The 21,354-nt window shown below is 73.3% G+C and carries 21 protein-coding genes; 9 read left to right on the top strand and 12 right to left on the bottom strand.

Going from position 1 to position 21,354, the window contains the following annotated elements; translation table 11 throughout:
• The first annotated feature begins 383 nt into the window (after positions 1-383).
• Positions 384-1,838 (top strand): YibE/F family protein, encoded by a 1,455-nt coding sequence (locus FHU37_RS12025; RefSeq protein WP_446680300.1) that lies wholly within the window; start codon positions 384-386, stop codon positions 1,836-1,838.
• A 7-nt stretch (positions 1,839-1,845) separates the two neighbouring features.
• Here the strand turns inward: FHU37_RS12025 and FHU37_RS12020 are convergent, their stop codons facing one another.
• Both FHU37_RS12020 and FHU37_RS12015 read right to left on the bottom strand, forming a co-directional pair.
• Complete coding sequence (locus tag FHU37_RS12020; protein ID WP_179814184.1) at positions 1,846-2,052, bottom strand: hypothetical protein; 207 nt, start codon at positions 2,050-2,052, stop codon at positions 1,846-1,848.
• Between the two features lie 872 nt (positions 2,053-2,924).
• Positions 2,925-3,239: a cupin domain-containing protein gene (locus tag FHU37_RS12015; RefSeq protein WP_179814183.1), complete on the bottom strand. Its 315-nt coding sequence runs from the start codon at positions 3,237-3,239 to the stop codon at positions 2,925-2,927.
• A 125-nt stretch (positions 3,240-3,364) separates the two neighbouring features.
• Here FHU37_RS12015 and FHU37_RS12010 point away from each other — a divergent pair, with 125 nt between their 5' ends.
• The 3 genes from FHU37_RS12010 to FHU37_RS12000 all read left to right on the top strand — a co-directional run bounded on the left by FHU37_RS12010 (position 3,365) and on the right by FHU37_RS12000 (position 5,797).
• Positions 3,365-3,739 carry a phage holin family protein gene (locus FHU37_RS12010; RefSeq protein ID WP_179814182.1) on the top strand — a complete coding sequence of 125 codons (375 nt, stop codon included), beginning with the start codon at positions 3,365-3,367 and terminating at the stop codon, positions 3,737-3,739.
• Between the two features lie 107 nt (positions 3,740-3,846).
• Positions 3,847-5,049, top strand: a complete 1,203-nt coding sequence (locus tag FHU37_RS12005) for a cystathionine gamma-lyase (RefSeq protein ID WP_179814181.1) — start codon at positions 3,847-3,849, stop codon at positions 5,047-5,049.
• Positions 5,050-5,221: 172 nt separating this feature from the next.
• Positions 5,222-5,797: an NUDIX domain-containing protein gene (locus FHU37_RS12000; RefSeq protein ID WP_179814180.1), complete on the top strand. Its 576-nt coding sequence runs from the start codon at positions 5,222-5,224 to the stop codon at positions 5,795-5,797.
• 60 nt (positions 5,798-5,857) lie between these two features.
• Here FHU37_RS12000 and FHU37_RS11995 read toward each other — a convergent pair whose 3' ends face one another.
• Together FHU37_RS11995 and FHU37_RS29310 are read right to left on the bottom strand one after the other, a co-directional pair.
• Positions 5,858-6,322: a DUF5709 domain-containing protein gene (locus tag FHU37_RS11995; protein ID WP_179814179.1), complete on the bottom strand. Its 465-nt coding sequence runs from the start codon at positions 6,320-6,322 to the stop codon at positions 5,858-5,860.
• A 125-nt stretch (positions 6,323-6,447) separates the two neighbouring features.
• On the bottom strand, positions 6,448-7,971 hold the full coding sequence (locus tag FHU37_RS29310) for an AAA family ATPase (protein WP_179814178.1): 1,524 nt from the start codon (positions 7,969-7,971) through the stop codon (positions 6,448-6,450).
• A 321-nt stretch (positions 7,972-8,292) separates the two neighbouring features.
• Here FHU37_RS29310 and FHU37_RS11985 point away from each other — a divergent pair, with 321 nt between their 5' ends.
• A complete protein-coding gene (locus tag FHU37_RS11985) occupies positions 8,293-10,782 on the top strand; it encodes a phosphoketolase family protein (protein ID WP_179814177.1) in 2,490 nt (829 codons plus the stop codon).
• A gap of 61 nt (positions 10,783-10,843) precedes the next feature.
• Here FHU37_RS11985 and FHU37_RS11980 read toward each other — a convergent pair whose 3' ends face one another.
• A complete protein-coding gene (locus FHU37_RS11980) occupies positions 10,844-11,524 on the bottom strand; it encodes a TetR/AcrR family transcriptional regulator (RefSeq protein ID WP_179814176.1) in 681 nt (226 codons plus the stop codon).
• A 70-nt stretch (positions 11,525-11,594) separates the two neighbouring features.
• Between FHU37_RS11980 and FHU37_RS11975 the strand changes: the two genes are divergently transcribed.
• Positions 11,595-12,704, top strand: coding sequence for an FAD-dependent oxidoreductase (locus tag FHU37_RS11975; RefSeq protein ID WP_179814175.1), 1,110 nt, complete (start codon positions 11,595-11,597; stop codon positions 12,702-12,704).
• A 50-nt stretch (positions 12,705-12,754) separates the two neighbouring features.
• Here the strand turns inward: FHU37_RS11975 and dnaB are convergent, their stop codons facing one another.
• Positions 12,755-14,248, bottom strand: a complete 1,494-nt coding sequence (gene dnaB, locus FHU37_RS11970; RefSeq protein ID WP_179816212.1) for a replicative DNA helicase — start codon at positions 14,246-14,248, stop codon at positions 12,755-12,757.
• Between the two features lie 469 nt (positions 14,249-14,717).
• On the opposite strand from dnaB, the gene FHU37_RS11965 reads away from it, so the two are divergent.
• Entirely contained in the window at positions 14,718-16,058 is a 1,341-nt protein-coding gene (locus FHU37_RS11965) for an MATE family efflux transporter (protein WP_246449815.1), read from the top strand.
• Between the two features lie 127 nt (positions 16,059-16,185).
• Here the strand turns inward: FHU37_RS11965 and rplI are convergent, their stop codons facing one another.
• The 4 genes from rplI to rpsF all read right to left on the bottom strand — a co-directional run bounded on the left by rplI (position 16,186) and on the right by rpsF (position 17,866).
• Entirely contained in the window at positions 16,186-16,635 is a 450-nt protein-coding gene (gene rplI / locus FHU37_RS11960) for a 50S ribosomal protein L9 (protein ID WP_179814173.1), read from the bottom strand.
• A gap of 19 nt (positions 16,636-16,654) precedes the next feature.
• Entirely contained in the window at positions 16,655-16,891 is a 237-nt protein-coding gene (gene rpsR, locus FHU37_RS11955; RefSeq protein ID WP_179814172.1) for a 30S ribosomal protein S18, read from the bottom strand.
• 38 nt (positions 16,892-16,929) lie between these two features.
• A complete protein-coding gene (locus FHU37_RS11950) occupies positions 16,930-17,505 on the bottom strand; it encodes a single-stranded DNA-binding protein (protein ID WP_179814171.1) in 576 nt (191 codons plus the stop codon).
• Between the two features lie 70 nt (positions 17,506-17,575).
• The gene (gene rpsF / locus FHU37_RS11945) at positions 17,576-17,866 is read right to left on the bottom strand and encodes a 30S ribosomal protein S6 (RefSeq protein ID WP_179814170.1); all 291 of its coding nucleotides are present in this window, start codon (positions 17,864-17,866) and stop codon (positions 17,576-17,578) included.
• 430 nt (positions 17,867-18,296) lie between these two features.
• On the opposite strand from rpsF, the gene FHU37_RS11940 reads away from it, so the two are divergent.
• Positions 18,297-19,415 carry a lipid II:glycine glycyltransferase FemX gene (locus FHU37_RS11940; protein ID WP_179814169.1) on the top strand — a complete coding sequence of 373 codons (1,119 nt, stop codon included), beginning with the start codon at positions 18,297-18,299 and terminating at the stop codon, positions 19,413-19,415.
• Between the two features lie 139 nt (positions 19,416-19,554).
• On the top strand, positions 19,555-20,589 hold the full coding sequence (locus FHU37_RS11935; protein WP_179814168.1) for an alanine racemase: 1,035 nt from the start codon (positions 19,555-19,557) through the stop codon (positions 20,587-20,589).
• A 63-nt stretch (positions 20,590-20,652) separates the two neighbouring features.
• Here FHU37_RS11935 and FHU37_RS11930 read toward each other — a convergent pair whose 3' ends face one another.
• Both FHU37_RS11930 and FHU37_RS11925 read right to left on the bottom strand, forming a co-directional pair.
• Positions 20,653-21,045: a type II toxin-antitoxin system VapC family toxin gene (locus FHU37_RS11930; protein ID WP_179814167.1), complete on the bottom strand. Its 393-nt coding sequence runs from the start codon at positions 21,043-21,045 to the stop codon at positions 20,653-20,655.
• Positions 21,042-21,323 (bottom strand): type II toxin-antitoxin system Phd/YefM family antitoxin, encoded by a 282-nt coding sequence (locus FHU37_RS11925; protein ID WP_179814166.1) that lies wholly within the window; start codon positions 21,321-21,323, stop codon positions 21,042-21,044. Before FHU37_RS11925 ends, FHU37_RS11930 begins: the two co-directional genes overlap by 4 nt.
• Positions 21,324-21,354: the final 31 nt, after the last annotated feature.

Raw genomic sequence — 21,354 nt, 5'->3', positions numbered from 1 at the left:
GCCAGTACGGACCGGGCGAGTACGGCCCCGGCGAATACGGGCCTGGGGGGCGCGGCCCCGGAGGCCACGGCCCCACCGACGGACCGCGCCCCGGCGGCCCCGCACACGACCGGCCGTCCTCCGACCGGCCGTCCTCCGGCGGGGCGGGCTTCGGTGGGGCAGGCTTCGGTGGGGCGGGCTTCGGCGGGGCGGGCTCCGGGGGACGGGGTCCCGGCGGGAGGGGTCCCGGCGGGAGGGGCTCAGGGGGCCACGATCACGGCGGGCCCGATCAAGGCGGCCACGGACACGGCGGCCACGGGCCGGACGACCCCGGCCCCGGCGGCGACGGTCATGCCCACGCGCACGGGCCGGCCACCCCCGCCTCCGCGCACACCCGCCGGGTGATCACCGCCGTCCTGCTGCCCTTCCTGCTCCTGGTGATCATCGGCCTGCTGGTGCTCTGGCCGGGTGGCGCACCCCCGCACGAGCGCACGGGGCTCGGGTTCGACCAGGAGATCCAGCACGGAGAGGTCACCCGGGTCGAGCAGCTGCCCTGCTCCGAGACGATCGGCCCCGGCGCCAACCCGCAGGACCCGGGCACCGGGTCCACCGGCACCACCGCGTCCGCGGCCCTCACGGCGTCAACCGTCCCCACCGCGTCGGCCATCTCCGCCACCTCCGCGTCCTCGGGGGGATCCGGCGGATCCGTCGGGGGCGGGGCGGGCACGACGACCGAGGAGGACGCCGAGTGCACCCGGCTGACCATCCGGGTCACCACCGGCCCCGACACCGGCCTGGAGATCACCCAGTCGCTCGGCAGCGACCAGGTCATCACGCCCTACGAGATCGGCGAGGGCGTCGTACTGGCCTACAACCCCGACGCCGAACCGGCGCTGCGCTACTCGCTCAGCGACCGCACCCGCGGATTCCCGATGGTGCTGCTGGCCGCGCTGTTCGCGCTCGCCGTGGTGGTGGTCGGCGGCCTGCGCGGGGTGACCGCACTGGTCGCCCTGGTGATCAGCTTCCTGGTGCTGACGCTCTTCGTGCTGCCGGCGATCCTCCAGGGGTCCAACCCGCTGCTGGTGGCCGTCGTGGGCGGCGGCGCGATCATGCTCGTGGCGCTGTACCTGTGCCACGGCTTCACCGCCCGGACGTCCGTGGCCGTACTGGGCACGCTGGCCTCGCTCGCCCTGATCACCCTGCTCGGCTGGCTGTTCATCGAGGTCTCCAAGCTGACCGGGCTCACCAGCGACGAGGTCACCCTCGTGCACGGCCTCTACCCCGACCTCGACGTGCGCGGCCTGCTGCTGGCCGGCTTCGTGATCGGCTCGCTCGGCGTGCTGGACGACGTCACCGTCACCCAGACCTCGGCGGTGTGGGAGCTCAAGCACGCCGACCCTTCGATGAGCCGCGCGGCGCTGTACCGGGCCGGGCTGCGGATCGGCCGGGACCACATCGCCTCGACCGTCAACACGCTCGTCCTCGCCTACGCCGGCGCCGCCATGCCGCTGCTGCTGCTCTTCACCATGGCGCAGCAGAGCGTCTGGGCCGTGGCGACGAGTGAGCTGATCGCCGAGGAGGTCGTGCGGACCCTGGTGGGCTCGATCGGCCTGGTGGCCTCCGTGCCGCTCACCACGGCGCTGGCCGCCATCGTCGCCGCCGAGGAGGGCGGCCGCCGGCCGTCCGGAGGAGCCGGTGGCGGTTCCGGTGGCGGCGGGGGCCGGTTCGGCGGCGGGGCCGGCGACGGTCTCCGGGGGGTCGCCGGTTCCGCGAGGCGACTCGGCGCCGCGGCCGGCGGGCGTCTGCTGCCGGGCGGCGGGGGCGGCGGGCAGGGTCGTCGCCGCCGTGCCAAGGGCTGAGAGCCGGCTAGCTCCGGTTGCGCCCCAGCAGACGCTGGAGGATCAGCACCGCGGCGCCGACGACGAGAACCCAGACGGCGACACGGAAGACCAGGGTGGCCAGGAAGCCGATAAGGGAAAAGAGAACCCAGGCGGCCAGCACCACGCCGACGGCGATGACGCCGTACCTGGCGAGGGTGGGCAGCTTGTCGAGTTGCTGCTTGACGGTGTCCATCTCGTCTCCTCGAAACCGCCGGCCCTCTCTGGGCCGGGCGACGCGGCGCTGTACTTCTGGCGCCCAATGTCGAGACTAGGGGGACGGATGGCCCGCGCCCAGCGGGCGGACCCCCTACTCTGCCCGGATTCCCAGCCCTGACACCGCACCCGGGCCACCCCCACCCAGGCCCCGCCCGGCCGCCCTCACCTGAGCCCCCGGGCCAGCCACCTGAGCCCCCGGGCCATCCCACCTGAACGCCCGCCCGAGGGCCCCTGCGGGATGCCCGTGCACCTGCCCGCGCACAGCCTGCGGAAGGCCGCACGAGACCCCCCGTCCGCTCGTGTGCCCGTGCACCCGCACGATGCCCGCGCCAAGCCTCCCACCCGCCCGTATGCCCGTATGCCCGTGCGCCCCGCCCATAAGCCCGCCTGCGCGCATGCCAAAGTGGGGGGCGCTGGGTACCCCCAATTCCAGGATTCCATGGGCGGGTTTCCCGGGAACAGCCCCATTCTCAAACCTGTGGACAACCCGGGCTCACGCAATGTCCCAGCGCCCCAGCTCAGGCCTCCAGAGACACGGCCCCAACTCATGAATCCGGAAACATGCAATAACTCGTACGATAAACTGCACGAAGTTATCCACAGGCCACACAAAAGGCCTGCGCCGCGCCACCATCACATGGGATCCTGAAAATCGGGGGTCCCCCCGCGGGCCACACTTCGTGCTGCCCACATTCCAGGTGAAGCGGGGCAAAGCGTGGTGGAGCGAAATAATCCGGACGGACGGAGGGGCGTGCCGGTGCGGGCGGCCGGGGTTCCATGCCGACGGGTCGCCCGGTGTGCCGGTGGCGGATCACTCGGGCGGGGCCGGACGACTCGGGTGGCGGGGGGTCACTCGGGTGGGGAGAAGACCACCAGGACCCGGAGGCTCTCGGTGATGTGGTGGAAGCGGTTGGGCACCCCGGCGGGGACGTGGACCACGCTGCCCCGCGCCACCTGGGTGGTCTCCTCGCCCACGGTCAGGTAGGCGCGGCCGCTCATCACCACGTACAGCTCGTCCCGGTCGTGCGGCTTCTGCGGATCCGCCGCGCCCGGCTCCAGCGCGTACAGGCCGACCGACATGTTCCGCGCGCGCAGGAAGCGCAGGTAGGCGCCCTCGTTGGCGGCGCGCTCGGCGTCCAGGTCGTCCAGCCGGAACACCTGCATCTTGGTGTGCCCTCCTCCTCGCCGCGCCCCGGACCGCTCCGGCGGACACGCGGACACGTCGGCCACATTCAACCCGCCTGGCGCGGCTCGTGGTCAACCGGGGGGCCGGGTGAAACGATGACGCCATGATCGGTTTCCTGGTCAAGACGCTGATCAACGCGGTCGCCATCTGGGTGGCCGCCTGGCTGCTGAGCGGGATCCGCCTCAGCTCCGACGGCACCGCCGACACCGTGATCACCGTCATCCTGGTCGCGCTCATCTTCGGCGTGGTGAACGCGGTGATCAAGCCGTTGGTCAGGCTGCTCTCCCTGCCGCTGCTGCTGCTCAGCCTCGGGCTGCTGGCCTTCGTGATCAACGCGCTGATGCTGATGCTCACCTCGTGGCTCTCCGACCAGGTCGGCCTGGCCTTCCACGTGGACGGTTTCTGGACGGCCCTGCTGGGCTCGCTCATCATCAGCGCGATCGCCTGGGTGCTGGACCTCGTCGTCGGCGATCGCTGAGCCGCCGGGAGGACGCAGCCGCCCGGAGGGCGCAGCCGCCGGGCGGCTGCGCCACCGGGGGACGGCCGGCCGCGCCGATCCCGGAGGGGCCTCGCAGAATGGACGCCATGTCCGATCCAGCACAGCCCACCCCCGACGACCAGCGGCCGGCGAACGCACCGGCGCCGGCGCCCGTCCCCGCACCGGTGCCGGGCGGCGCCGGCGACGGCACCCGCGCGGTGCACGCCGGCAAGCCCGGTGCCGATCCGTGGACGCCGTCGCTACCCGGCCCGGTCTTCGCGGCCCACTACCACCTGCCGGGCGAGCCGACCGGCCCATACACCTACGGCCGGATGGAGAACCCCACCTGGACGCTGCTGGAGGCGGCGATCGCCGAGCTGGAGGGCGGCGCGCACGCCGTCACCTTCGCCTCCGGCATGGGGGCCGTCTCCGCCGTCCTGCTCGGCCTGGTGCGCTCCGGTCAGGCGGTCGTGCTGCCCTCCGACTGCTACCAGGCCACCCGCTCGCTCCGCGCCCGCCTGGAGTCCTACGGGGTGACCGTGCGGCTCGCGCCCACGGCCGGTGACGCCCAGGCGCGCGAGCTGGACGACGACGTCGCCCTGCTGTGGATCGAGACCCCGTCCAATCCCGAGCTGGACGTCTGCGACATCCGCCGGCTGGCCGACGCCGCGCACCGGGTGGGCGCCCTGGTCGCGGTGGACAACACCCTGGCCGGGCCGCTCGGGCAGAGCCCGCTGGCGCTCGGAGCGGACCTGGTGGTGGCCAGCGGGACGAAGTCGCTGGCCGGCCACGGTGACGTGCTGCTCGGCTACGTCGCGACCGACGACGCCGAGCTGGCCGAGCGGGTACGGCTGTGGCGGACCACGGTCGGGGCGATCCCGGGGCCGATGGAGGCGTGGCTGGCGCACCGCTCCATCGCCACCCTCCAGGTGCGCTTCGACCGGCAGTGCGCCAGCGCCCAGGCGATCGCCGAGCGGCTGCGGGACGACCCGCGGGTGCTCCAGGTGCGCTACCCGGGGCTGCCCGAGGACCCGGCGCACCGGCAGGCGGCGGCCCAGATGCGCCGCTTCGGGCCGGTGGTCTCCTTCACGCTGGCCGACCGGGAGACGGCGGAACGCTTCCTCGGGGCGCTGCGGATCATCACCGAGGCCACCAGCTTCGGCGGGGTGTACAGCACGGCGGAGCGGCGCGCCCGGTGGGGCGGGGACGCCGTGCCGGCGGGCTTCGTACGGCTGTCCGTGGGCATCGAGGACCCCGCCGACCTGCTGCGGGACATCGAGCAGGCGCTGACGGCGGCGACGGCGGGCTGATCCGGCCCGTGAGCCGGCGCGGCCCGAGGGGTGCGGCCCGAGGGGTGCCGGCCTCTCGGGCCGGAGCGCCGGGCCGAGGGCCGCGCCGGGAGCGGGCGGGTAAGGCGGGATTCACTCGCCCGTTCCCGGCGATCAGGTTTCACCCGCACCGGGGAACGGCACATGTCCCGACATGGTGAGCCGTATCCCCACACATCACGCCCCCGCCCCCACCCACCCCGTGCCCACCGGGCGCGGCAGCGACCCCGCCCCGGCCGGGGCGGCCGCCGCCTCCCCCCGGCCGGTGGTCAAGCGCACCGCGCGGGCCATCGTGCTGGACGGCGACCAGCTGGTGCTGATCAAGCGGACCAAGCCGGGCGAGGCGCCGTACTGGATCACCCCGGGTGGCGGGGTGGAGCCGGAGGACGCCGGCGTCGTGGCCGCCCTGCACCGGGAGGTGGCCGAGGAGCTCGGCGGCAGCGTCGCCGGGGTGGTGCCGGCCTTCGTGGACACCGTCCCGCACGTCACCGAGGACGGGCGGGACGGGGTGAAGGTGCAGCACTTCTTCGTCTGCCGGCTGGTCTCGATGGACCCGGCGCGGCGCCACGGGCCGGAGGTGGAGGATCCCAACGGCGAGTACGAGATCGTCCGGCTGCCGTTCACGCCGGAGGCGCTGCGCTCGGTCAACGTCGTGCCGGGACGGCTGCGGGAGTACCTGGCCGGCAACGTCGAGGGGGTGCGGGCGCTGCTCGCCCCGGACCTCGCCTGAGGCGGTCCGGCCGCCGCTCCGGCCCCGCCGGCGCCCCTGCGCCTCCTCTTCCCTCGGCTCCTACGGCTCCTCTTCCTCCTCCTCGTCGGGCGCCGGCCCGACGGCGCGGTCGGCGTCGGTGACGTGCATGGCCTCCTCCTCGGCGGTCAGGCCGCCCTGGAGTTCGGCGTCCTCCGTCCGCGCCCAGGAGTCCTGGTCGCGGCCGGGCCGCCCGTCGCGCCGCTCCACCAGGCGCCCGGCCCTGGGCTCGGCGGGGCCGTAGGTGTCCTCCGCCTCGTCGTCCCAGTCCCTGGCGGTCCCCGGGCCGAGGTCCGACTCGGGTTCCTCCTCCCGGAGCCGGTCCTCCAGCGGCTTGCCGAGCTGCTGTTCGAGCGTGGTGGTGCCCCACTCCTCGGCGGCGACGGGCTCGTCCACCGGCACCGCCATCTGCTCCGGGTCCTGGGCCACCTGCTGCTCCGGCGTGCCGTCCTGGAGGTCCGGGATGCCCTCGTCCTCGGGGCGGGCGCCGGGATCGTGTCGGGCCATGGTGCTTCCCTTCGTCGGCCGGTGTGCGCCGCGGTGCGCGGACGTGGACGCCGGTGCGGCTACCCAGAACGAGCCGGACTACCCCGCCCCGGCACCCCGCCCGCCCCGCCCCGGCCGGCGGCGGCTCACAGGTACTGGCCGGTGGACGGCTCCCATCGCCCGCCGCCCGCCACCGCCAGCATCTGGTCGGTGGTGAAGCCGTCGCCGTACTCCAGCACGGTGCGCCGCACCAGCTCGCGCAGGTCCGCGCCGGAGACGTCGCCGGCGGCCTCGGCCACCCGCCGCACGTCCACCCGCGCCGAGCAGCGCCGCAGGTAGCGCTCCAGGATCGCGGCCCGGCCGGCGGCGTCCGGCAGCGGCACCTCCACGACGGTGTCGAAGCGCGCCGCCCGCTTGGCGGCGTCGTCGATGCCGTCGGCGTCGTTCGTGGTGGCCACGGTGACCACGTCGTTGTGCCGCGACCACACCCCGTCCAGCGCGGTGAGGAACTCGTTCAGGGTGAGCGGGTTGGCGTTGCGCTTGCGCGAGCCCACCACCAGGTCGATGTCCTCCAGCACCACCAGGGACGGCCCGAGGTGCACCAGCTCCTCGTAGAGGTCGTTCAGGCAGCTGGCCATGGCCGCGGCGTCCGCGAACACCACGGTCACCTGGCCGGCCAGCTCGGCCGCCAGCACCTTGCACAGCTGGGTCTTGCCGACGCCGGGCGCGCCGGCCAGCAGCAGGCCGCGGTTGGTGCCCAGGCCCATCTCGGCCAGCAGTTCCCGGCGGGCGAAGAAGTTGTCCACGTTGGTGCGGATCTCCTCCCAGACCCGCTCCGGCAGCACCAGCTCCTCCCGGGTGCCGGAGGGGCGCGGCACCAGGGTGAAGGCGACGCTGCCGTTCTCCACGCTCGCCCGCAGGCAGCCGCCGCGCAGGTAGTTGGCCTCGCCGCGGCCACGGCGCAGCACGTCGGCGAGGTGCTGCTCGGCCTGGCCGGCGTCGGCGAGCCGGCTGTAGACGGTGATCTCGCGTTCGTTCCAGCGGTTGTTCACCGCCACCACGAGCGGGACCTCGGCGACCGTCCCGGCCTCGAAGGCGGCGACCAGCGAGGAGGGCACGGACTCGGTGACCGGTTCGCCGTCGTCGTCGAAGCCGATCTCCAGCGATCCCCACTGGGGCGGTTCGTCCGACTCCAGCCCGGCGACCTCCGCCGGTGGCCAGCGGGCGATGTCCCGCCCGAGGACCCGGCTGGCCAGCCGGAAGGACGCCATGGTGAGGTCCTGGGCGTGGGAGACCAGTTCGGAGCTGGTGACCTTCAGGTGGCGGCGGGCGAAGGCGGCGGTGTCCTCCACCATGCCGTCGCGCACCCGCCCGTCGAGCAGTTCGGCGAGCGCGACGAAGACGCCGCGCACGTCCTCGGTGAGCGGCACCGGGCCGGGGGCGCCGGTGGCCGGGAGGGCGCCGGTGGCCGGCCCGCCGTTCGCCGCCCGGGCGTCGTCCGGCCCGCCGGGCCCGCCGGTGGCGCCGGCCGCCGCGGGTGCCGGGTGCGCGGTCAGCCCCGCGCGGGCGTGGCCGTTGAGCTCGCCACCCGTGATGTCGTCGTCGCCGTCGATCTCGGTGCCCCCGTCCGTGTCGAAGCCGTGCAGGCCGGTGGAACCCGTCGGTTCCACACCCTCCCGGACCGTACGGGATCTGCGGCCCTTCCAACCAGTGGCTTCGGTCGGTACGCGCCCCGCCGTCCTTCCCGCGGCCAGTGGTAACCGTCCCGGCACCCCGAGGACACCGCACGGACACCCCGCGTACACCGCCCCGTCGCGCCTGCCCCGGCCGACGCCGCCCGCCCCGGCACGCCGCCCCGGCACGCCGCCCCGCACGCCGCCCGGTGGCGCCGCCCGGTGGCGCCGCCCGCCGGCGCCGCGCGTTTCGCCCGCGCGGCGCGCGGTAAGCGCACCGCGGTGCCAGGCGACGGCGGCGGAAGGAGTCGGGAGACGATGCGAGGAACCACCGCCCGGGGTGGCGGCCGTGCCGACCGGAGCGGGAGCACCCCGCCCCCCGGCGCCCCCACCGGCGCCGCCGGGCCGACCGCGCCGCCGGACCCGACCCCGCTGCACGCCGCCACCCCGCTGACGGCCGACCAACTCCGCACCGTGGACGCCTACTGGCGCGCGGCCAACTACCTGGCCGTGGGCCAGATCTACCTGCTCCCCAACCCCCTGCTCACCGAGCCGCTGCGCCCGGAGCACATCAAGCCCCGGCTGCTCGGCCACTGGGGGACCTGCCCCGGCCTGAACCTGGTCTACGCGCACCTGAACCGGGTGATCGGCGAGCGGGACCTCGACATGATCCACGTCACCGGGCCGGGACACGGCGGCCCGGCCGCCGTCGCCACCGCGTGGCTGGACGGGGTGTGGTCCGAGATCCACCCGGAGACCGGCCGGGACGCCGAGGGGATGCGCCGGCTGATGCGTCAGTTCTCCTTCCCGGGCGGCATTCCCAGCCACATCGCGCCCGAGGTGCCCGGCTCCATCCACGAGGGCGGGGAACTGGGCTACGCGCTCGCCCACGCCTACGGCGCCGTCTTCGACAACCCCGGCCTGGTGGCCGCCTGCGTGGTGGGCGACGGCGAGGCGGAGACCGGCCCGGCGGCCACCGGCTGGCACTCCAACAAGCTGCTGGATCCGGTGCACGACGGCGCCGTGCTGCCGATCCTGCACCTGAACGGCTACAAGATCGCGAACCCGACGGTGCTGGCCCGGCTGGAGCGCAGGGAGCTCGACGCCCTGCTGCGCGGGTACGGGCACGAGCCGATCCACGTCGACGCGGGGGACGGCTACGACCCGGCCGCCGTCCACCAGGCGATGGCCGCCGCCCTCGACCTCGCCCTGGACCGCATCTCCGCCGCCCAGCGGGCCGCCCGCGAGGAGGGCTCCACCGAGCGCCCGCACTGGCCGGTGATCGTGCTGCGCAGCCCCAAGGGGTGGACCGGCCCCGCCGAGGTCGACGGCCTGCCGGTGGCCGGCACCTGGCGCTCCCACCAGGTGCCGCTGGCCGAGGTGCGCGACGACGCGTCCCACCTGGCGCAGCTGGAGAGCTGGATGCGCGGCTACCGGCCCGAGGAGCTGTTCGACGAGGCGGGGCGGCCCCGGCCGCACGTCCTCGCCCAGGTCCCGCGGGGCGACCGCCGGCTGGCGGCCAATCCGCACGCCAACGGCGGCCGGCTGACCCGCGCCCTGCCGCTGCGCGGGGCCCGCCACTACGCGGTGCCGGTGGAGCGTCCCGGGACGGTGGCGCACTCCCCCGCCCAGACGCTCGGCCGGATGCTGCGGGACGTCCTCGCGGACACCGCGGGGAGCCGGAACTTCCGGCTGTTCGGTCCGGACGAGACCGCCTCCAACAAGCTCCAGGCGGTGTACGAGGCGACCGCGAAGAACTGGCAGGCCGGGTACCTGCCGGTGGACGAGCACCTCGCCCGCGACGGCCGGGTGCTGGAGATGCTCTCCGAGCACAACTGCCAGGGCTGGCTGGAGGGCTACCTGCTCACCGGGCGGCACGGCGTCTTCGCCTCCTACGAGGCGTTCGTGCACATCGTGTCCTCCATGCTGAACCAGCACGCCAAGTGGCTGAAGGTCTCCCGGGAGCTGCCCTGGCGGATGCCGGTGCCGTCGCTGAACTACCTGCTCACCTCGCACGTGTGGCGGCAGGACCACAACGGCTTCTCGCACCAGGATCCGGGTTTCGTCGACCACGTGGCGAACAAGAGCCCGCAGGTGGTGCGGGTGTACCTGCCGCCGGACGCCAACACTCTGCTGGCGGTCGCGGACAAGGCGCTGGCCAGCCGGGACCTGATCAACGTGATCATCGCCGGGAAGCACCCGTCGTTCGACTGGCTGGGGATCGACGACGCCCTGGCGCACGTGGAACGGGGCGTCAGCGTGTGGGAGTGGGCCGGTTCCGACGTCGGTGGCCGGCCGGACGTCGTCCTGGCCGCCGCCGGGGACACCCCGACGCTGGAGATCATGGCGACCGCCTCGCTGCTCCGCCTGCACCTGCCGGAGCTGCGGGTGCGGGTGGTGAACGTGGTGAACCTGATGCGTCTGCTGCCGGCAGAGGAGCACCCGGAGGGCATGACCGACCGGGACTACGACGCCGTCTTCCCGCCCGGCACGCCGGTGATCTTCGGCTACCACGGCTATCCGTGGTTCGTGCACCGCCTCACCTACCGCCGAAACGGCCATCCCGACCTGCACGTGCGCGGCTACAAGGAGGAGGGGACGACCACCACGCCGTTCGACATGGTGGTCCGCAACGACCTGGACCGCTACCGCCTGGTCATGGACGTCATCGACCGGGTGCCGGGGCTGGTCGACCGCGGCATCACGCTCCGCCAGCGGATGCAGGACCAGCGGCTGCGGCACCACGACTGGATCCGGGAGCACGGCGAGGACCTGCCGGAGGTGCGGGAGTGGGTCTGGCAGTGGTGAGCACCGCCACCGGCTCCCCCGCCCACCACGCCACCGCGACCTGCCCCGCCCCGGCCGGGCGTCAGCGTGCCAGGCGGGCCCCGATGCCGTCGAGCAGGAGGTCGAGGCCGATCCGGAAGGTCTGGTCGGCGTCCAGGTGGGCGGCGTCGCGCACCACCGTGGCCAGCGCGGGGAACCGGCCGGTGGCGAAGGCGCGCTCCAGGTAGGGCCCGAGCGAGGCCTGCCACCGCCTCTCGTCCATGCCGCTGGCCCGCTCGGCACGCCGCTCGGCGATCTCCCGGCGCACCGCGCCGATCACGTACGCGTTGACCGCGGAGACCACCGGCATGACGTCGTCCACGTCGACCTCCCCGAGTGCGGCCACCACGCTCTCCCCGCTGGCCAGCGCGCCCGGCCCGAGCTGGGGTCGGCCGCCCAGCAGGTCGGCGAGCCACTCGTGCTCGTGGACGGCCCGCCGAGTGGCCTCGGCGAGGGAACGGAGCACCTCCCGCCAGCCGTCGCCGGACGGCCGGATCTCGGCGTGGGCGGCGTCGACCATCAGGTCCAGCAACTCCTCCTTGCTGGCGATGTAGCCGTACAGCCGCATCGGCCGGACGTCCAGCGCGGCGGCGACCCTGCGCAGCGACACCGCGTCGAGGCCCTCCGCGTCGGCCAGCTGGATCGCCGCCCGAACGATCCGCTCCCGGCTCAACGGGGCCGGCGCGGGTCGATTCGGCGGCTCCGGCCTCTCCCACACCAACATGCCGCCAACGGTACACCGCCTCGTGGCGATACAGTGTATCGACCAATACGGTGTATCGGAGGAGGCGGCCATGACCATCGCCATCGTCGGAGCCGGCCTGGGTGGCCTGACCCTTGCCCGGATGCTGCACCTGAACGGCATCGACGCCGTCGTGTACGAACGCGAGCCGTCACGCGACGCGCGCGGCCAGGGCGGCATGCTCGACATCCACTCCGGCCAGCGGGCGCTGCGCGAGGCCGGCCTGATCGACCGGTTCCTCGCGATCGCCCGCGGCGAAGGCCAGGACATGCGGCTTCTCCGGCCGGACGGCACCCTGCTGCTCCAGGAGGACACGCCCGACGACGCCCCGCTGGAGCGCCCCGAGGTGGACCGCGCAGACCTGCGCGCCCTGCTGCTGGACTCCCTCCCCGAGGACGCGGTGCGCTGGGGGCACGCGTTCACGTCCGCCGAGGACGGCCGGCTGCACTTCGCCGACGGCCGCAGCGCGCCGTACGACCTGCTGGTCGGCGCGGACGGCGCCAACTCCCGGGTCCGCGCGCTGCTCACCGACGCCCGGCCGGCGCACGTCGGCCAGAACGTCGTCGAGGTCGGCATCCCCGACATCGACCGCACCCACCCCGACCTCGCGGCGATGGTCGGGCGCGGCAACTTCTGGGTGCTCGGAGACGGGACATCCCTGGCGGCGCAGCGCAACGGCGACGGCCGGGTGCGCATCGGCGTCAGCTTCTACAACACCGGCGAGGACTGGTTCGCCACCAGCGGGATCCCGTTCGACGACCCGGCCGCCGCCCGGGCGCGGCTGATCGAGCTGCTCCCCGGCTGGGACCCGCGGATCACGGCGCTGATCGCGGCCTGCGACGACACGGTCGTGCCGCGGGCGATCACCACCCTCCCACCCGGCCTGACCTGGCCGCCGACGCCGGGCGTCACGCTGGTCGGCGACGCCGCGCACCTGATGCCGCCGGTGGGCGAGGGCGCCAACATGGCGCTGCTCGACGGCGCCGTGCTCGGTCTCGCGCTGGCCGCGCACCCGGACGATTTCGCCGCCGCCGTCGCGGAGTACGAACGCGAGATGTTCGAACGCACCGGCGCCGCCGCCCGGATGTCCGCGGACATGCAGGAGCTGCTGATGTCACCGGACGCCGCCAACAGGCTGCTCGCGTTCTTCCAGCCCGGCTGAGTGCTGCCAGCCGGGCCGAGGGTGGTCCCGAGGCCCCGCGGCGGGACGGGTCAGCTCTGGGCCATGTCGACGAAGCGGGAGTAGTGGCCCTGGAAGGCGACGGTGACGGTGGAGGTGGGGCCGTTGCGGTGCTTGGCGATGATCAGGTCGGCCTCGCCGGCGCGCGGGGACTCCTTCTCGTAGGCGTCCTCGCGGTGCAGCAGGATGACCATGTCGGCGTCCTGCTCGATGGAGCCGGACTCGCGCAGGTCGGAGACCATCGGCTTCTTGTCGGTGCGCTGCTCGGGGCCGCGGTTGAGCTGGGAGAGCGCGATGACCGGCACCTCCAGCTCCTTGGCCAGCAGCTTGAGCGAGCGGGACATCTCGGAGACCTCCTGCTGGCGGCTCTCGGGGCGCCGGGAGCCGCCGGACTGCATCAGCTGGAGGTAGTCGATGATCACCAGGCGGAGGTCGTTGCGCTGCTTCAGCCGCCGGCACTTGGCCCGGATCTCCATCATGGTCAGGTTCGGCGAGTCGTCGATGTAGAGCGGGGCGGCGTTCACCGAGGCCATCTGGCGGGAGATCTTGTTCCAGTCGTCGTCCGAGACGTTGCCGGTGCGCATGTGGTGCAGGGCGACGCGGGCCTCGGCGGACAGCAGGCGCATGGCGATCTCGTTGCGGCCCATCTCCAGGGAGAAGAAGACGCTGGTCATGCCGTGCTTGACGGAGGCCGCGCGGGCGAAGTCGAGCGCCAGGGTCGACTTGCCCATGGCGGGGCGGGCGGCGATGACGATCATCTGGCCGGGGTGCAGGCCGTTGGTCAGCTCGTCGAGGTCGGCGAAGCCGGTGGGCACGCCGTTCATCTGGCCGTCGCGGTTGCTGATCGCCTCGATCTCGTCGAGGGCGCCCTCCATGATGTCGGCGAGCGGGGCGTAGTCCTCGGCGGTGCGCTGCTCGGTGACCTTGTAGACCTCGGCCTGGGCGTTGTTGACGATCTCGTCGACGTCGCCGTCGGCCGCGTAGCCCATCTGCACGATGCGGGTGCCGGCCTCGACCAGGCGGCGCAGCACGGCGCGCTCGCGGACGATCTCCGCGTAGTACTCGGCGTTGGCGGCGGTGGGGACGGTGGAGACCAGCGTGTGCAGGTAGGCGGCGCCGCCCACCCGGGCCAGTTCGCCGCGCTTGGTGAGCTCGGCGGAGACGGTGATCGGGTCGGCGGGCTCGCCGCGGCCGTAGAGGTCGAGGATGGCGCCGTAGATGGTCTCGTGGGCGGGGCGGTAGAAGTCGGCGCCCTTGAGCACCTCGACGACGTCCGCGATGGCGTCCTTGGACAGCAGCATGCCGCCGAGCACCGACTGTTCGGCGGCGAGGTCCTGCGGCGGGGTGCGTTCGAAGTCGCCGGTGGCCACGGGCACGTCGTCGCGGGGGCGGCCGCGGTCCCGGTCGCCGCCGCGACCGCCCTCGCCGCGGCGGCCTTCGCCGCGGTAGCCGTCCTGGCGGTAGCGGGATCCGCCCTCGTCGGGGCGTCGGCTGACCGGGAGGCGGTCGCCGGGGGTGGGCGGGATGTCCGGCGGGTAGTCGTCGAAGCCGACCTCGTCCGGGGGCGGGGCGTCCGAGTAGCCACCGCGGGGTCCGGACCCGTCCACTGTCGCCTCCCGGGGATGCTCGTCGGTGCCTGGGTGAACGCTCCGAGGGCACGGGCCGCTGGCGGAGGAGACCTCACGGTACGGCGCCGGGCGGCGGGACACCAAGAAAGTTATCCACAGGCCCTGTGGACAACTCGGCCCGAGCTGTGGAGAAGAGCTGTTTTTCTGTGCACAGAGCGGGGGACAGCCCTGTGGATAAACATATGATCCGGCGCCCACTACGCCCCTCACCTGCGCTTTCCTCATCCACTCCCTGTGGATGGGGAAAACTTGGGCGGCCGGTGAACGCCGCGCTCCGGCCGTTGACGCGGGGCCTCGAACGCCGTCGCCCCACAGGGAACGCCCGCACCATGTAATCGACAGACAAGCTATGAGACCCTTACCCGTGATGCCTGCCCGGACCCCACCGCCCCGCCGCCGCCTGCTGCGCGCCGAGGACCGCGAGATCCTCGCGCTGGCCGTGCCGGCCTTCGCCTCGCTCGTCGCCGAGCCGCTGTTCGTGATGGCCGACTCGGCCATCGTCGGCAACCTCGGCACCCCGCAGCTCGCCGGGCTCGGCATCGCCTCCCCGATGCTCACCACCGCCGTCGGCCTGTTCGTCTTCCTCGCCTACGCCACCACCGCCGCGGTCGCGCGCCGCCTCGGGGCCGGCGACCCCGCCGCCGCGATCCGCCAGGGCGTGGACGGCATCTGGCTGGCCCTCGGCATCGGGCTGACCCTCACCGCCCTCACCGTCCCCGCCGCCGGCCCCCTGGTGGACGCCTTCGGCGCCAGTCCGGACGCCCTGCCGCACGCCCGCGACTACCTCGCCATCAGCGCCGTGGGCATCCCCGCCATGCTGGTGGTGTTCGCCGCCACCGGGGTGCTGCGCGGCCTCCAGGACACCCGCACCCCGCTGTACGTCGCCGTCGCCGGCTTCAGCGCCAACCTGCTGCTCAACCTCGCCCTGGTCTACGGCGCCGGGCTCGGCGTCGCCGGCTCCGCCCTCGGCACCGTCCTCGCCCAGTACGCCATGGCCGCCGCCTACCTGGTCGTGGTCGTCCGCGGGGCACGCCGGCACGGCGCCTCGCTGCGGCCGGACGCGGCCGGCGTGCGGGCCTGCGCCACCGCCGGCCTGCCGCTGCTGCTGCGCACCGTCAGCCTGCGCGCCATCCTGATCCTGGCCACCGCGGTCGCGGTCCGGCTCGGCGACACCTCGATCGCCGCCCACCAGGTGGTCATCACCCTGTGGACCTTCCTCGGCTTCGCGCTGGACGCCATCGCCATCGCCGGGCAGGCCATCATCGGCCGCCACCTCGGCGCCGGCGACGCCCCCGGGGCCCGGGCGGCGGCCTGGCGGATGGTCCAGTGGGGCATCGGCGGCGGGGTGCTGCTGGGCGCCCTGCTCTACCTGCTGCACCCGCTGTACGTGCCGCTGTTCACTCCCGACCCGGAGGTGCGCGAGGCGCTCGCCTCGGTGCTGTGGGTGGTCGCGCTGGTCCAGCCGGTCAACGCGGTGGTCTTCGTGCTGGACGGGGTGCTGATCGGCGCGGGCGACGGGCCGTTCCTGGCCTGGTCCATGGTGGCGACGCTGGCCGTCTTCGTCCCGGCGGCGCTCGCCGTGCCGGCCCTGGACGGCGGCCTGGTGGGGCTGTGGTGGGCGATGGCGCTGGTGATGGTCACCCGGTGCCTGCTGCTCGGCCTGCGGGCCCGCTCCGGCCGCTGGGCGGTCACCGGCGCCGTGCGCTGAGCCGTCGGCCCCGAGGCCCCGCCACGCCACCCCCGCCGCAACCCGGCGGGCACGGCGAGGGGGCCGCCCCGGACGGATCCGGGACGGCCCCCTCGCACCACCGGCCGAGTGGCGGTGGCGCCGGAAATCAGGCGGCGACGACCTCGACGGCCACCTTGGCGGCGACCTCGGGGTGCAGGCGCACCGACACCTCGTGCTTGCCGAGGGTCTTGATGGGCGCGCCCAGCTCGATGCGGCGCTTGTCCAGCTCCGGGCCGCCGGCGGACTTGATCGCCTCGGCGACGTCGGCCGGGGTCACCGAACCGAACAGGCGGCCGCTCTCGCCGGCCTTGGTGGCCAGGCGGACGTTGGCCAGGCCCTGCAGCTGGGCCTGGATCTCGCCCGCGTGCTCCAGGGTCTTGATCTCGCGCACCCGGCGGGCGCGGCGGATCGCGTCGACCTCCTTCTGGCCGCCCTTGGTCCAGCGGATCGCGAAACCGCGGGGGACGAGGTAGTTACGGGCGTAGCCGTCCTTGACCTCGACGATGTCGCCAGCGGCACCGAGGCCGGAGACCTCGTTGGTGAGGATGATCTTCATCTGTCGGTCACCCTCTCCGTCAGCGCGCGGTGGACGTGTAGGGCAGCAGCGCCATCTCACGGCTGTTCTTCACGGCCGTGGCGACGTCACGCTGGTGCTGCGTGCAGTTGCCGGTCACCCGACGGGCACGGATCTTGCCGCGGTCGGAGATGAACTTCCGCAGCAGGGTCGTGTCCTTGTAGTCGACGTAGGAGATCTTCTCCTTGCAGAACACGCAAACCTTCTTCTTGGGCTTGCGCACAGGCGGCTTCGCCATGTTGCTCTCCAGAAATTTCGTTCAAGAAGTCCGAGACGTTAGAACGGCGGCTCGTCGTAGCCGCCGCCGGACGGGGCGCCCCAACCGCCGCCACCGCCCTGGCCGCCGCCGGACGACGGGGCCGAGGTGGCCCACGGGTCGTCCTGCGGTGCACCGCCGGAACGTCCGCCGGACGGCTGGCCCTGCGGGCCGCCGCTCCAGCCACCACCGCCACCGCCGCCGGGACCGCCGAAGCCGCCGCCGCCCTCGCGGTTGGTCTTGGTGACCTTCGCGGTGGCGTAGCGCAGGCTGGGGCCGACCTCGTCGACCTCCAGCTCGTAGACGGTCCGCTTCTCACCCTCGCGGGTCTCGTAGGACCGCTGACGCAGCCGGCCCTGGACGACGACCCGCATGCCGCGCTGGAGCGTCTCGGCGACGTTCTCGGCGGCCTGGCGCCAGATGTTGCAGGTGAGGAAGAGGGCTTCGCCCTCCTTCCACTCGTTGCTCTGGCGGTCGAAGGTGCGCGGGGTGGACGCGACGCGGAACTTGGCGACCGCCGCGCCCGACGGGGTGAACCGCAGCTCGGGGTCGTCGACCAGGTTGCCGACGATCGTGATGACGGGCTCGCCTGCCATGGTGGGTGAACCTCTCGGTGCTGTTCCGGTCGGTGGTGTCCGTCGAGTCAGCCGAAGCTGATCGGACGGATCAGTGCTGGTCCGGGCGGAGGACCTTGGTCCGGAGCACCGACTCGTTCAGGTTCATCTGACGGTCCAGCTCCTTGACGACCTCCGGCTTGGCCTTGAGGTCGATGACCGAGTAGATGCCCTCGGACTTCTTGTTGATCTCGTACGAGAGGCGGCGCCGGCCCCACGTGTCGACCTTCTCCACGGTGCCGCCCGCGTTGCGGACGACTCCCAGGAACCCGTCGACGAGCGGGGAGACGGCACGGTCGTCGAGATCGGGGTCGAGGATGACCATCACCTCGTAGTGACGCATGCGCTAACCCACCTCCTCTGGTCTTGGCGGCCACGGTCTCTCCGTGGCAGGAGGGTTGGTGCGTCTGCACCGTAACGCTCGCCACTGACAGCGGGCCGTCCACCGGCGGGGACCGGTGGGAGGGCACGCGACGGCGCGTGCGCACACGATGCGGAAGCCCCAGCCTAACGGCTGGGCCGGCCCGGGCAGAAATCGGCCCCCTCCCCACCGGGTCGCGACCGTGGGCGGCGACCGCGCCGCGCGGACGGCGACGGCCGCGGACCGGAGCCGGGCGGCGCCGCGGAGGAGGAGGACACCGGTTACCGGGGCCGGAGGCGGACGGAGCCTGATATGGGGGCAGTAGGCTCTGCCGTTGACGAGCAAACCGGCCGAGTGGCAGCCGCCGAGTGGTGGGCGAAGCCGTGCGGCCGACAACCCGGGAGCGCCGCGCATGACCCTGCGTCTGAGGACGATCAGCCGGGAGGAGCACCTGGCCTACATCCGTAGCCTGCCCTCCGCCAGCTTCCTCCAGTGCCCATCCTGGGCGGACGTCAAGGCGGAGTGGCGCTCGGAGAACCTGGGGTGGGTCGACGACTCCGGGCAGATCGTCGGCACCGCCCTCGTGCTCTACCGGCAGCTGCCGCGGATCAAGCGCTACCTCGCCTACATGCCCGAGGGCCCGCTGATCAACTGGTTCGACCACGACCTGACCCGCTGGATCAAGCCGCTGCTGGCCCACCTGAAGAGCCGCGGCGCGTTCTCGGTGAAGATGGGCCCGCCGGTGATCGTGCGCCGCTGGGAGGCGCCGACCATCAAGAAGGCCATCGCGGACAAGACCGCCAAGCAGCTGCGCGACGTGGAGCCGGACTTCTACGACCCGCGCGCCGACCTGGTCTCGGCCCGGCTGCGGGAGATGGGCTGGCAGCAGGACACCGGCGGCGGCGCCGGCTTCGGCGACGTGCAGCCGCGGTTCGTCTTCCAGGTGCCGCTCGCCGGGCGGAGCCTGGAGGACGTCCACAAGAACTTCAACCAGCTGTGGCGCCGCAACATCAAGAAGGCCGAGAAGGCCGGCGTGCAGGTGGTGGTCGGCGGCTACGAGCACCTGCCTGCCTTCCACGAGGTGTACAAGGTCACCGCGGAGCGGGACCGGTTCACCCCGCGCCCGCTGGAGTACTTCCAGCGCCAGTACCGGGCGCTGGCCAGCGAGGACCCGAACCGCTTCCGGCTGTACCTGGCGGTGCACGAGGGCGAGGTGCTGGCCGCCACCACCTTCATCACGGTCGGTGAGCACTCCTGGTACTCCTACGGCGCCTCGGCCAACCACAAGCGCGAGGTGCGGCCGTCCAACGCCATCCAGTGGGCGATGATCCGGGACGCCTTCGCGATGGGCGCCAGCGTCTACGACCTGCGGGGCATCGGCAGCAGCCTGGACGAGGACGACCACCTCTTCGGGCTGATCCAGTTCAAGCTGGGTACCGGCGGCCAGGCCGCGGAGTACATCGGCGAGTGGGACTTCCCGCTGAACAAGATGCTGCACAAGGCCCTGGACATGTACATGTCCCGGCGCTGACGGCAAGCCGCCGCCACCCCGGCGCGGCACCCCCGCCCGGAACCCCGGGCACACCACCCCTCCCACCGCTGAACCCCCCGTCCGCCCCGGATACCCCGGACCTGCGGAACCACCGCTCGCGAAAGGCCCAGGACACGGCATGGCGCTCACTCTCTACGTGGAGACCGAACGCTGGCGCGCCCACCACAGGTCGGTGCTGGAGGCGTTCCCCGGCCTCGTGCCCGTCGCCAAGGGCAGCACCGGCTACGGCTTCGGCAACCAGCGGCTCGCCGAGGAGGCCGCCCGGCTGGGCTGCGACCTGCTCGCCGTCGGCAACGCCTACGAGGCCGCGCAGGCCAAGGACTGGTTCAGCGGCGACCTGATAGTGCTCACCCCCTACCGGCTCGGCGAGGACCCGGTGCCGCTGCCGCCCCGGGTCATCCGCACCGTCAGCTCCGTGGACGACGTGCGCGGCCTGGTCGGCGCCCGGGTGGTCATCGAGTGCATGACCAGCATGCGGCGGCACGGCATCGCCCCGGACGACCTGCCGAAGCTGCGCAGCGCGGTGGACGACGTGCGGCTGGAGGGCTTCGCCGTCCACCTGCCGCTGGACCGCCCGGACGGCTCCTCCGGCGTGGAGGAGGTCGCCTGGTGGGTGGACCAGATCCAGGCCGCGCGGCTGCCGCTGTTCACCATGTTCGTCAGCCACCTCGACGCCGAGGGCGTCGCGGAGCTGCACCGGCGCTACCCGGGGGTGCGCTTCCGCTCCCGGATCGGCACCCGGCTGTGGCTCGGCGACCACAAGGCCATGCGCTGCCGGGGCGCGGTGCTGGACGTCGTGCCGGTGGCCAAGGGCGACCGTTACGGCTACCGGCAGCTCAAGGCCCCGCAGGACGGCCACCTGCTGGTGGTCGCCGGTGGCACGGCGCACGGCGTCGGGCTGGAGGCACCCAAGCGGATGCACGGGGTGACCCCGCGCGCCAAGTCGATGGCCCGGGCCGGCCTGGCGGTGGTGAACCGCACCCTGTCGCCGTTCGTCTGGGAGGGCCGGCAGCGCTGGTTCGCCGAGCCGCCGCACATGCAGGTCAGCCTGCTGTTCCTGCCGGGCGAGGTGCGCCCGCCGCAGATCGGCGAGGAGCTGACCGCGCACCTGCGGCACACCACCACCCACTTCGACCGGGTGGTGGACCTGTAGGGCCCACGCCCCACCCACCGAAACCGCCGCGACCGCCCGGGGGCACCCGGGCGGTCGCGGTGTTCATGCCGGCGCGGTCGTGGACAGACCGATGCTGACGGCGGCGTCAGCGAGCCGCTTGTCATAGGTAACGAAGGCGACGAGGTCCGATCGCCGCAGATCGGCCGTCGCCAGGTGGATCGCGTCGAGGCTGCGAAGGTGCGCCAGGGGATAGCTGGCGGCTCGCGCCCGCACCGTCGCACTGATCTCGTACCGGTCGATCTTGGCCAGCACCGCGGGAAGCGCCGCCAGAGCCGCCGGCGCCTCGCGCGTGAGCACCCTGGCCAACTCGACTTCGGCGAGGACGCTGGTGACCAGCGGCGTACCGGCCGCGCGGCGGAGCCACTCCTCCAGGGCCGGAGTCTCTGGTTCCCGGACCAGCAGCTTCACCAGGGCGCAGCTGTCGAGATAGATCACCAGCGTTCCTGGTCCCGCATCTCGGACAGGGCGTCAGAGACGCTTCTTCCCGGATCAGCGACGACGAGAGGCGTCGCGAAAGGCGTCGGATCGGTTGCCGGTATCAACTCACCCGCCGCTATGAGGCGTTCGCGCCACCCGAGGTGCTGGGGATTCTCGGGCACCAGCCGCAGCACGGGCTTGCCGTGATCGGTGACCTGGATGGTCTCCCCGTCGCGAACACGCGCCACGACTCGGGCGGTGTGGTGGCTCAGTTCACGAAGGCCAATGCTCTCCATGCTCAATTATTACCACCAATGTGACCACATC

This window comes from Allostreptomyces psammosilenae, assembly GCF_013407765.1.
Taxonomy (GTDB): Bacteria; Actinomycetota; Actinomycetes; order Streptomycetales; family Streptomycetaceae; genus Allostreptomyces; species Allostreptomyces psammosilenae.
The sequence above is the reverse complement of the archived record's forward strand: the minus strand, read 5'-3'. Positions and strand labels throughout refer to the sequence as shown.

What these genes read in the sequence shown, in the direction of transcription:
- FHU37_RS12015 (WP_179814183.1), bottom strand. Translation starts at nt 3,239, where the DNA reads ATGCAGGTGTTCCGGCTGGACGACCTGGACGCCGAGCGCGCCGCCAAC.
- FHU37_RS11935 (WP_179814168.1), top strand. Translation starts at nt 19,555, where the DNA reads ATGGCGCTCACTCTCTACGTGGAGACCGAACGCTGGCGCGCCCACCAC.
- FHU37_RS12005 (WP_179814181.1), top strand. Translation starts at nt 3,847, where the DNA reads ATGTCCGATCCAGCACAGCCCACCCCCGACGACCAGCGGCCGGCGAAC.
- FHU37_RS11985 (WP_179814177.1), top strand. Translation starts at nt 8,293, where the DNA reads ATGCGAGGAACCACCGCCCGGGGTGGCGGCCGTGCCGACCGGAGCGGG.
- rplI (WP_179814173.1), bottom strand. Translation starts at nt 16,635, where the DNA reads ATGAAGATCATCCTCACCAACGAGGTCTCCGGCCTCGGTGCCGCTGGC.
- rpsR (WP_179814172.1), bottom strand. Translation starts at nt 16,891, where the DNA reads ATGGCGAAGCCGCCTGTGCGCAAGCCCAAGAAGAAGGTTTGCGTGTTC.
- rpsF (WP_179814170.1), bottom strand. Translation starts at nt 17,866, where the DNA reads ATGCGTCACTACGAGGTGATGGTCATCCTCGACCCCGATCTCGACGAC.
- FHU37_RS12020 (WP_179814184.1), bottom strand. Translation starts at nt 2,052, where the DNA reads ATGGACACCGTCAAGCAGCAACTCGACAAGCTGCCCACCCTCGCCAGG.
- FHU37_RS11965 (WP_246449815.1), top strand. Translation starts at nt 14,718, where the DNA reads ATGCCTGCCCGGACCCCACCGCCCCGCCGCCGCCTGCTGCGCGCCGAG.
- FHU37_RS11950 (WP_179814171.1), bottom strand. Translation starts at nt 17,505, where the DNA reads ATGGCAGGCGAGCCCGTCATCACGATCGTCGGCAACCTGGTCGACGAC.
- FHU37_RS11940 (WP_179814169.1), top strand. Translation starts at nt 18,297, where the DNA reads ATGACCCTGCGTCTGAGGACGATCAGCCGGGAGGAGCACCTGGCCTAC.
- FHU37_RS12000 (WP_179814180.1), top strand. Translation starts at nt 5,222, where the DNA reads ATGGTGAGCCGTATCCCCACACATCACGCCCCCGCCCCCACCCACCCC.
- FHU37_RS11980 (WP_179814176.1), bottom strand. Translation starts at nt 11,524, where the DNA reads ATGTTGGTGTGGGAGAGGCCGGAGCCGCCGAATCGACCCGCGCCGGCC.
- FHU37_RS12010 (WP_179814182.1), top strand. Translation starts at nt 3,365, where the DNA reads ATGATCGGTTTCCTGGTCAAGACGCTGATCAACGCGGTCGCCATCTGG.
- FHU37_RS11925 (WP_179814166.1), bottom strand. Translation starts at nt 21,323, where the DNA reads ATGGAGAGCATTGGCCTTCGTGAACTGAGCCACCACACCGCCCGAGTC.
- FHU37_RS11995 (WP_179814179.1), bottom strand. Translation starts at nt 6,322, where the DNA reads ATGGCCCGACACGATCCCGGCGCCCGCCCCGAGGACGAGGGCATCCCG.
- FHU37_RS11975 (WP_179814175.1), top strand. Translation starts at nt 11,595, where the DNA reads ATGACCATCGCCATCGTCGGAGCCGGCCTGGGTGGCCTGACCCTTGCC.